Here is an 8875-nt window from a genome sequence, read left to right as displayed (position 1 = left end):
CGGCGGCCCGCGACGATGCCCGGCGGCGCCGCGGCCGGCGCGGGGCGGGCTCGGGCGGCTGCGCACCGGGGGTGTCGATGTCGTTGGTCACGGGCGTCTCCAAGTCAGGCGGCCAGCCCGCCGTCCACGTGCAGCACGTGGCCGGTGATGTAGGCCGCCTCGGGAAGCGCCAGGAAACGGACCGCCGCGGCAACCTCCTCGGGGCTGCCGAGGCGGCGCAGCGGCACGGCGGCGACCGCCGAGTCGAGGACGTCCCCCAGCGCGCTGGTCATGTCGGTGGCGATGAAGCCGGGCGCCACCGCGTTGACGGTGATCCCCCGTGAGCCCACCTCGCGGCAGAGCGCCTTGGTGAGCCCGATGAGGCCGGCCTTGGCCGCAGAGTAGTTGGCCTGGCCCGGGTTGCCGACCACGCCGGCGACGCTGGCGATGTTGATGATCCTCCCGTCGCGCTGGCGCAGCATGGGTCGGAGCGCGGCGCGGCAGATGCGAAAGGCCGCGCCCAGGTCGACGGCGAGCACGTCGTCCCAGTCGGCGTCGCTGATGCGCACAGCCAGATTGTCGCGGGTGATGCCCGCATTGTTGACGACGATGTGGATCGCGCCAAGCTCGGTGGTGGTGCGCTCCACGAGGCCCGCGGCAGCGGTCATGTCGGCGAGGTCAGCCCCGAGCGTCACAGCCTTGCCGCCGCTGTCGCGGATCAGCGCTGCCACCTCGTCGGCGGCGGCCGCGCTGCTGCCGAACCCCACCGCCACCGACGCCCCGGCGTCGGCCAGCGCCAGCGCCGTCGCCCGGCCGATGCCGCGCGAGGCACCGGTGACCAGGGCCACCTTGCCGTCCAGCGGTCGCGGGTTCATGCCGGTGTCGCCGGCGACGTGGCCAGCCGAGCGGCGCCGTCGCGGTCGTTGACGGTCGCCGTCGCTGCAGTCGGATCGATGCGCCGGGCCAGCCCGCTGAGGACCGCCCCAGGGCCCAACTCGACGAGCACCTCAGCCCCCAACGCGACCAGCGTGCGCACGCAATCGATCCACAAGACCGGCGATTCCAGTTGACGGGCGAGCCGCTCGGGAAGGGCGTCGGAGCCGGCCACCGCGGCGCCGTCCACGTTGCACACCACCGGACAGCGCAGCACACCCCGCGGAGTCGCGTTGATCACCTCGGCGAATCGCTGCGCGGCCGGCGCCATCAGCGGCGAGTGGAAGGCGCCGCTGACATTGAGCGGGATCACCTTGCGCGCGCCTGCCTGGCGCGCCAATTCCCCGGCGCGCCGCACGCCGTCGACCGAGCCGCTCACCACCACCTGCGCCGGCGCGTTGACGTTGCCGACCACGACGACGTCGCCACCGGCGCGCACCTCCTCGCAGACGACGGTCACGGAGTCGACGTCGAGGCCGATCACCGCGACCATGGTGCCCTCGTGCATCGCGGCCATCTCCCGGCCGCGCCGGATGACCAGGCGCATCGCGTCCTCCGCGCTGTAGGCGCCGGCGACGCTCACGGCCGCGTACTCACCGACTGAATGGCCGGCGACGCCCACGATGTCGAGGTCGGTGGGGAGAACGCTCGCCAGCACAAGCTCGACGAAGAGCAGGCCGGGCTGGGCGATCTCGGTGGGTCGCAGCTCCTCGTCAGAGCCGCGCAGCGCGGCGGCGAGGTCGAGCCCCTCAGCGTCGGCTACCGCCAGCAACGAGCGCGCCAGCGGCTCGTCCAACAGCCCGTCCGCCATGCCAGCGCACTGGCTTCCCTGGCCCGGAAAGCAGAGCGCAGCGCGGGTCATGCGGCCGACGATCGCTGGCGCTCGCGCAGCGCCGCGCGGCTCACTCGGTGACGATGACCTCGCGCCCGCCGTACTGGCCGCAGTTGGGGCAGACGCGGTGTGACAGGCGTGGCTGACGGCACTGCGGGCACGGGTTGAGCGCAGGGATGTCGAGACGGTGGTGGGAACGGCGCATGTCGCGCCTGCGCTTTGAGGTTCTCTGCTTAGGGACCGGCATGGTGTCTCCGCGAAGTGTGGGCGCGCGAAATGTCGCGAAGCGCCACGGCGGAGTATAGGCTCCCCCGCTCAGCCTTTGCGGCGCCGCGCGCGCGGCGCCGGCGGTTGCGGCAGCGAGTGCAGGCCCTCACGCACCGTGCCCAACCAGCGTTCCAGCTGCTCCTCGAGACGCTGCATCACCTCGCGCGCGTAGTCGTCCGCAGCGGTTCGCTGGGCCGCGGCGTGCTGTTCGGCGTCGCGGACAGCCGCCCGCGCCTGCTCGGTGGCCGTGGTCACGATCACGTGCTCGTCGACCAGCGACGCGGCCTGAGCCTGCGCCTCGCGGACGACCCGCGCCGCCTCCTCCTCGGCGCGGGCGGTCACCTCGCCCACCTCACGCTCGGCGCGCTCGAGGATCTGGTCGCGCTCGTCGAGCGTGTGCCGTGCCGTGAGCAGGTCGTCGGGCAGCGCCACGCGGATGCGGTCGACGAGCTCGAGAATCTCCTCCTCGTTGACCACCACGCTGGGCGTGAACGGCAGGCGGCGAGCGCCTCCGACGAGCTCCTCGAGGGTGTCGACGATGTCGACGACCGTGCCGAGCTCATCGCCGGGGGGTGGGGTTGCGCTCATCTCATCAATCCTTGGCGAACTTGCGGCGCAGGGCCTCCGCGCACGCCGGGGGCACCGCGTCGTCGATTCTGCCACCGAGGCGGAAGACCTCCTTGATGATCGACGAGGAGATGAACACGTTGCTGAATGAGGTCATCAGGAACACGGTGTGGATGTCCGGGTTGAGCCGGCGGTTCATCAGCGTCATCTGGAACTCGTTCTCGAAGTCGCTGGTCACCCTCAGCCCGCGCACAATCGCGACGGCGCCGACGGTCTGAGCGTAGTCGACGGTGAGCCCGTCGAATGTCCCCACATCGACGCCGGCGTCGGCGTCGATGGACTGCCGGATCAGGTCGACGCGCTCCTCCGTTGTGAACAGCGGGGTCTTTGAGGGGTTCTGCAGCACCCCGATGAACACGCGGTCGAAGATCAGGCAGGCACGTTGCAGGATGTCGAGGTGGCCGCGCGTGATCGGGTCGAAGCTGCCCGGGTACAGCGCGATCCTCTCACTCACCGATGCCCACCTCCGTGACAGCCGGCCGCAGAACGCTCAGGTCGGTGATCCCGTAGCGGCGATGACGCACCACCGCGAGCCCGCCGATGCGGTCGGGCAGCGACCGGGCGCGGTGATGTTCGCACACCACGACGCGAGGCGGAGCCTCGCCGAGGGCGTCGAGCACCGCGTTCCCCGTGTCGTCGCGGTACGGCGCGTCGAGGAACACGACGTCCCCGGCACGGAGCTCGGCGGGGCGCGAGCGGACCCAGCCCAGCGCGTCGGCGCGGATGACCTGGCACCGCTCCGCGCACCCCAGCGCCTGCGCCGTGGCCCGCACGTGGGCGAGTGCTCGCTCATCGCGGTCGACGAACACCGCCTGCGCGGCGCCGCGCGAGAGTGCCTCGAAGCCGACCGTTCCCGCGCCCGCGAAGATGTCGACCACGGTGGCGCCGACGACCTCGTCGCCGAGGATGTTGAAGATGGCCTCGCGCACCATCGCGCGGGTGGGCCGGAGGATCTGCTCGCGCGGCGTGCTCAACCGGCGGCCTCGCCACTCGCCACCGGTGATCCGAGTTTGTGCCGTGGTGGGCATGAACTGAGGATCAGTCCAGGTCGAACACGGCGCGGTAGCCGGTCATCGCCTCGTGCAGCGGCGCGTACGAGGTGAGCTCCGGGTCGTGGTCCAGCCAGGCTTCGGCAGCCGCTCGCGCGCGTTGCAGCATGGCCACGTCGAGCAGGTCGGCGGCGAGCATCTCGGGCAGGCCGTGCTGGCGCAGTCCGGCGACGTCCCCGGCTCCGCGCAGGCGCAGATCGGCCTCGGCCAGATCGAAGCCGCTGTGCGTCGCCGCGACCGTCTCCAGCCTCTGTGACCCCTCGTCGTCGATGCTGCTCTGGAAAAGGATGCAATACGACCGGTGGCGGTCGCGGCCGACCCGACCGCGAAATTGGTGCAGCTGCGCGAGCCCGAAGCGCTCGGCGCCCTCGATGACCAGGATGGTGGCGTTGGGCACGTCCACACCCACCTCGATGACGCTGGTGGCCACCAGCAGGTCGGCGTCGCCCCGCGCGAACCGGCCCATGCGCTCCTCCTTCTCCCGCGACGGCATGCGCCCGTGGAGCAGCTCCACCCTGAGGTCGGGGAAGACGTCGTCGCGGAGGCGCTCGTGCTCGGCGGTGGCGCTGCGCACCCCCAGCTTGTCGTTCTCTTCGATGAGCGGACAGATCACGAACGCCTGGCGGCCCGCACCGATCTGCTCGCGGATGAAAGCGTAGGCCTCGTCGCGCTGGTACGGCGGGACCACGCGGGTGGCCACCGGATGGCGGCCGGGCGGCATCTCGCGGAGCTCGCTGATGTTGACGTCGCCGTACACGGTCAGCGACAACGAGCGCGGGATCGGCGTCGCGGTCATGGCCAGGAAGTTCGGCATCAGCGCCCCCTTGCGGCGCAGCCGCTGACGTTGCGCCACCCCAAAGCGATGCTGCTCGTCCACCACCACCAGGCCGAGGTCGCTGAAGACGACGTCGTCCTCGATGAGCGCGTGGGTTCCGACCAGCAGCGACTCCCGTCCGTTGGCCATCGCCTCGACAATCTCTCGACGGGCACGCGCCGGGGTGCTGCCCACCAACAGGCGCGGCGCCAGATCATGGGCGGCGAGCATCTGGGTGAGCGTGGCCTGGTGCTGGCGGGCGAGGATCTCCGTGGGCGCCATCACGGCGACCTGGAAGCCGGCGCGGTGGGCCATCAGCGCGGCCATGGCAGCCACCACGGTCTTGCCGCTGCCCACGTCGCCCTGGAGGAGCCGGTTCATCGATCCGCTGCCGGCCATGTCGGTGAGCACCTGGTGGGCCGCGACCCGCTGGCCTTCGGTGAGCTGGAACGGCAGCGAGCCCGCGAAGGCGCGTGCCACCTCGACGTCATACGGGATGGCCACCCCGGCGCTGCTGAGCCGTCGCCGCCGCGCCCGCTGCGCGGCCAGCTGGAGAAGGAACAGCTCCTCGAAGGCAATGCGTTCGTGGGCGCGAGCCCTGCTCTGCTCATCGTCGGGAAAGTGGACCTGGCGGAGAGCAGTTCCAATACCCATCAGATGCTCGGCGCTCCGCACTTCCGACGGCAGCCTGTCGGGCAGTGAGTCGGCCAAGGGCAGCAGCGGCTCGATGAGGCTGCGCAGCCGTGCAGAACTCAGCTTCTCTGTCTCCGGGTACACGGGCGCCAGCCGGCCGACGTGACGCTGCTCACTGCCCACGCGCTCGAACGTCGGGTTGCGGAACGTCAGGCCGGTCCGCGACGTCTCCACCTTGCCGCTGACCAGTACCTCCATGCCGCTGCGCAGCTGGTTCATCAGGAATCGCTGGTTGAACCAGACCGCGCCGACGACGTCTCGCCCGTCCACCAGCGAGGCCTCGACCAGCCATATCTTCTTGACGTGGCTGCGATGCACCGTCACGTTGCGGATCACCACCTGTGACGTCTGGACCTCTCCCGCTCGCAGCTGTGCGACCGGGGTCAGCACCCGCGTGTCCTCATAGCGGCGCGGCATGTGGAAGAGCAGGTCGCGGACGGTGGTGATACCGAGCCTGTCGAGGCGCAGGGCAATCATGTCCTTGACGCCGGGCAGCTCCAGCACAGACGTCGAGGGCGAGATCGCGGCAAGGCGCGCCGTCGTGCTCGGGGAGGCCATCTGCGTTCGACTATAGCCCGGGTCTCGGATCGCTCCCGAACCGCGCAGTGTGCAGCGCCGGCGTCAGCCCGCGCGCAGCAGGCCGATTCCCACGCCACCGGGGCCGCTGTAGGTGCCGACCACCGCGCCGAGCTGGCCGACGATGAGATCCACGCCGGGATGATCGGCGCGCAGGCGGGGCTCGATGAGCTCGAGCAGCTGGGGCGCTCCACAGTGGAAGACCGCCAGCGCGTCCAAGGGTCGCTTGGCGGCGGCGATGTCCACCAGCTTGTCGATCCCCTGCTGCCGCTTGCGTACCCGTGCTTCGGGGTGCACCTCACCGTCGCGCACGCAGAGCAGCGGCTTGACGTTGAGGATGCCGCCGACCAGGCCCTGGGCGCGCCCGATGCGCCCGCCGCGCTGCAGGTAGGTGAGCGTGTCGAGGAGGACGTACACCTCGACGCGGCCACGGCGGTCCTTCACCCGCTTCTCGACATCGTCGATGTCGGAGCCTGCAGCGATGTCGGCAAGCGCGGCTCTCACCAGGAACTGGATGCCGGCGCTGACCGTGATCGAATCGACGACTCGCACCGTGCCGGCGGGAAACTCCTGAGCGGCCAGGCTGGCCGATTGCAGCGTCCCGCTGAGCTTCTCCGAGATGTGGATGGACACCACGGAGTCGCCGGCGCTGACGTGCCGGCGGTACACCTCGGCGAACTGCTCGGGGGTGGGCTGGGAGGTACTCGGCTGCACCTGCGTGGTGGGCAGGCGCCGGTAGAACTCGTCCGGACCGAGGTCGACGCCGTCGCGGAACTGCTCCTCCCCGAACCGGACGGTCAGCGGCACCACGTCGACGCCCAGCCGCTCTGCCTCGGCTGGAAGGATGTCCGACGTCGAGTCGGTGACGATCCTGATCATCGCCTCACTCGAGCGAAAGGACGTACGAGTAGTGCTCCTGGCCGCCGTCGTGCAGCTCGAACTCCGTGTCGGCGAAGGTAGCGCGCATCCTCTCCACGAGCGCCTCCGCATCGGCGGGGGTGACGTCACCGCCGCGGTACACGGTGACCAGCTCGGGGGCCTGGTCGACGGAGCCAAGCACCGCCTCGATGACGCTGGGCTCGTCACTGCCGACCTCGCGAATCTCGTCGTCGAGGATCCCGAGCACGTCGCCCTCCTTAATCTCGTGGCCGTTGGCGGTGCTGTCGCGCACCGCGCGGGTGACCTCGAGAGCGTGGACGTGCTTGATGGCCGCGGACATGCGCGCCGCGTTGGCGTCGATGGTCGAGTCGGGTTCGAGCGCGAGCAGCGCGCTGATGCCCTGGGGCAGGTTGCGCGTGGGCACCACCTTGACCTCGCAGTCGTCGATGAGCCCGTTGACCTGCTCGGCGGTGAGGATCACGTTGCCGTTGTTGGGCAACAGCACGACCTTCTCTGCGTGCGCCGCGCGGACCCCGTTGAGGAGGTCCTCGATTGATGGGTTCATGGTCTGCCCGCCTTCGACGACGGCGTCGGCGCCGAGGCTGGCGAGGATGTCACGGAAGCCTTGGCCGGGCGCCACCGACACCACGCCGATGGCTTTGCGCGGCGCGTCCGCCGCCGGCTCGGGCGCCTCGATTACGGGGGGCCGCTCGGCGGCGTCGGCGCGACCGAGGACGTCGTGGTGCTGCGCCGACATGTCCTCCACCTTGAGCTTGCTGAGGCGGCCGCGCGAGGAGGCCAGGGCGATCAGCGGTGCCGGCTCGCCGGTGTGGATGTGGACACGCACCAGCTCGGGGTCTCCGACCACCAGCGCCGACTCACCAAGCTTGCCAAGCTCGTCGCGGAGCCTCTCGGGGTCGAGGCCGGGACCGTGGATGAGGAACTCGGTGCAGTAGCCCCAGCCCTCCTCCTTCATCTCCACCGCCGCGGCGCCGCGACGCACTGACGGCCGCGGGGCCGCGTCCGCGGACCCGAAGGGCAACTGGACCCGATCCTCACCGGCGCGTCGCCGTGGCCCGATGGGCGGCGACTGCGCGGCCGCGGGGTCGGCGATCGCCCTGCTCAGCCCCTCAAGGATCACCGCCAACCCGAAGCCCCCGGCATCCACCACGCCCGCGTCTCGCAGCACCTGGAGCTGCTCGGTGGTCCGCTCCACGGCCGCGTGACTGGCCCGCACCGCCTGTTCGAGCACTGTGGCGACGTCCGAGCTCTCCTCAGCGGCGCGCCCCGCCGCCTCGGCAGCCTCACGCACGACGGTGAGGATGGTGCCCTCGGTCGGCTTCATCACCGCCTTGTAGGCGACCGTGCGCGCCTCGCGCAGACCGCGTGCCCACGCCCCGGCGTCGAGGCGGGGCTGGGATCCGACCCCCTGGGCCACGCCACGGAGGATCTGCGAGAGGATCACCCCGCTGTTGCCGCGCGCCCCCATCAGCGAGCCGTGGGCGGCCGCGCCGAGCACCGCGGCCGCCGACGACGGGTCGGCGGCCGATTGCGCCTCCTCAACCGCGGAGCGGAGGGTGAGGTACATGTTCGAGCCGGTGTCGCCGTCCGGGACCGGGAACACGTTGAGGTCGTTGATCTCCTCCTGGTTGGCCTGCAGCCACGCGAGTGCGCTGCGCAGCGCGGCGAGCAGCTCGACACCACCGACCGTGAGCACCGGCTCACGAAGCAGGGTGAGCTTCGAGCCAGCCTCAGCGGACACTGACATTGTCCTCGAGATGGATCCCCTGGACGTTGACGTTGACCGCCAGGACGGGAAGGCCCAGCGACTTCTCCACCGCGTACCGCACCGCGCTCATCAGGTTGTGGGCCACCTCACTGATGCGCGTGCCGTACTGAGCGATGATGTACAGCTCGATCTGGATGCCGCCCTCGCGCACCTCGATCTCGACGCCGCGGTGGGCGTTCTCGCGATTGAGGCGCTCAGCGATGCCGTCGCGCAGCCCGCGCGCGGCCATGCCGACGACGCCGTAGCACTCGTTGGCGGCGTGGCCGACGATCGACGCCACGACGCGCGGTGACACCTCGATCCGGCCGAGGCTCTCGGTCCGGGTGAGGGCGTGCGGTGCCTTGACCTTGCTCGTCACGTCGGATCCCATAAGCCGCGCCGCGGCCTTGTGTTATCTTTGGCCACCGCCCGGACCGAGTTCCGGGGTGCGCCAAGGC

At 70.8% G+C, this 8875-nt stretch carries 10 protein-coding genes; all 10 read right to left on the bottom strand.

Annotated elements, in window-relative coordinates:
- Positions 1-104: 104 nt before the first annotated feature.
- The gene (fabG, locus tag JF886_RS03650; RefSeq protein WP_337309717.1) at positions 105-854 is read right to left on the bottom strand and encodes a 3-oxoacyl-[acyl-carrier-protein] reductase; all 750 of its coding nucleotides are present in this window, start codon (positions 852-854) and stop codon (positions 105-107) included.
- A complete protein-coding gene (locus JF886_RS03645; protein ID WP_337309715.1) occupies positions 851-1774 on the bottom strand; it encodes an ACP S-malonyltransferase in 924 nt (307 codons plus the stop codon). The genes fabG and JF886_RS03645 overlap by 4 nt, the downstream gene beginning before the upstream one ends.
- 40 nt (positions 1775-1814) lie before the next feature.
- Positions 1815-1991, bottom strand: a complete 177-nt coding sequence (gene rpmF, locus JF886_RS03640; RefSeq protein WP_337309713.1) for a 50S ribosomal protein L32 — start codon at positions 1989-1991, stop codon at positions 1815-1817.
- A 68-nt stretch (positions 1992-2059) separates the two neighbouring features.
- Positions 2060-2599, bottom strand: coding sequence for a hypothetical protein (locus tag JF886_RS03635; RefSeq protein ID WP_337309711.1), 540 nt, complete (start codon positions 2597-2599; stop codon positions 2060-2062).
- A 4-nt stretch (positions 2600-2603) separates the two neighbouring features.
- Positions 2604-3092, bottom strand: a complete 489-nt coding sequence (gene coaD, locus JF886_RS03630; protein WP_337309709.1) for a pantetheine-phosphate adenylyltransferase — start codon at positions 3090-3092, stop codon at positions 2604-2606.
- Entirely contained in the window at positions 3085-3666 is a 582-nt protein-coding gene (gene rsmD, locus JF886_RS03625) for a 16S rRNA (guanine(966)-N(2))-methyltransferase RsmD (RefSeq protein ID WP_337309707.1), read from the bottom strand. Before rsmD ends, coaD begins: the two co-directional genes overlap by 8 nt.
- A 10-nt stretch (positions 3667-3676) precedes the next feature.
- Positions 3677-5752, bottom strand: a complete 2076-nt coding sequence (recG, locus tag JF886_RS03620; protein WP_337309706.1) for an ATP-dependent DNA helicase RecG — start codon at positions 5750-5752, stop codon at positions 3677-3679.
- A 63-nt stretch (positions 5753-5815) separates the two neighbouring features.
- Positions 5816-6649, bottom strand: coding sequence for a DegV family protein (locus tag JF886_RS03615; protein WP_337309705.1), 834 nt, complete (start codon positions 6647-6649; stop codon positions 5816-5818).
- A 4-nt stretch (positions 6650-6653) separates the two neighbouring features.
- The gene (locus JF886_RS03610; protein WP_337309704.1) at positions 6654-8411 is read right to left on the bottom strand and encodes a DAK2 domain-containing protein; all 1758 of its coding nucleotides are present in this window, start codon (positions 8409-8411) and stop codon (positions 6654-6656) included.
- Positions 8401-8796, bottom strand: coding sequence for an Asp23/Gls24 family envelope stress response protein (locus tag JF886_RS03605; protein WP_337309702.1), 396 nt, complete (start codon positions 8794-8796; stop codon positions 8401-8403). Before JF886_RS03605 ends, JF886_RS03610 begins: the two co-directional genes overlap by 11 nt.
- Between the last annotated feature and the right edge of the window lie 79 nt (positions 8797-8875).

This window comes from Candidatus Aeolococcus gillhamiae, from assembly GCF_016464765.1.
GTDB lineage: Bacteria > Chloroflexota > Dormibacteria > Aeolococcales > Aeolococcaceae > Aeolococcus > Aeolococcus gillhamiae.
Note: the sequence above shows the minus strand (reverse complement) of the source record. Positions and strands in the feature narration are given on the sequence as shown.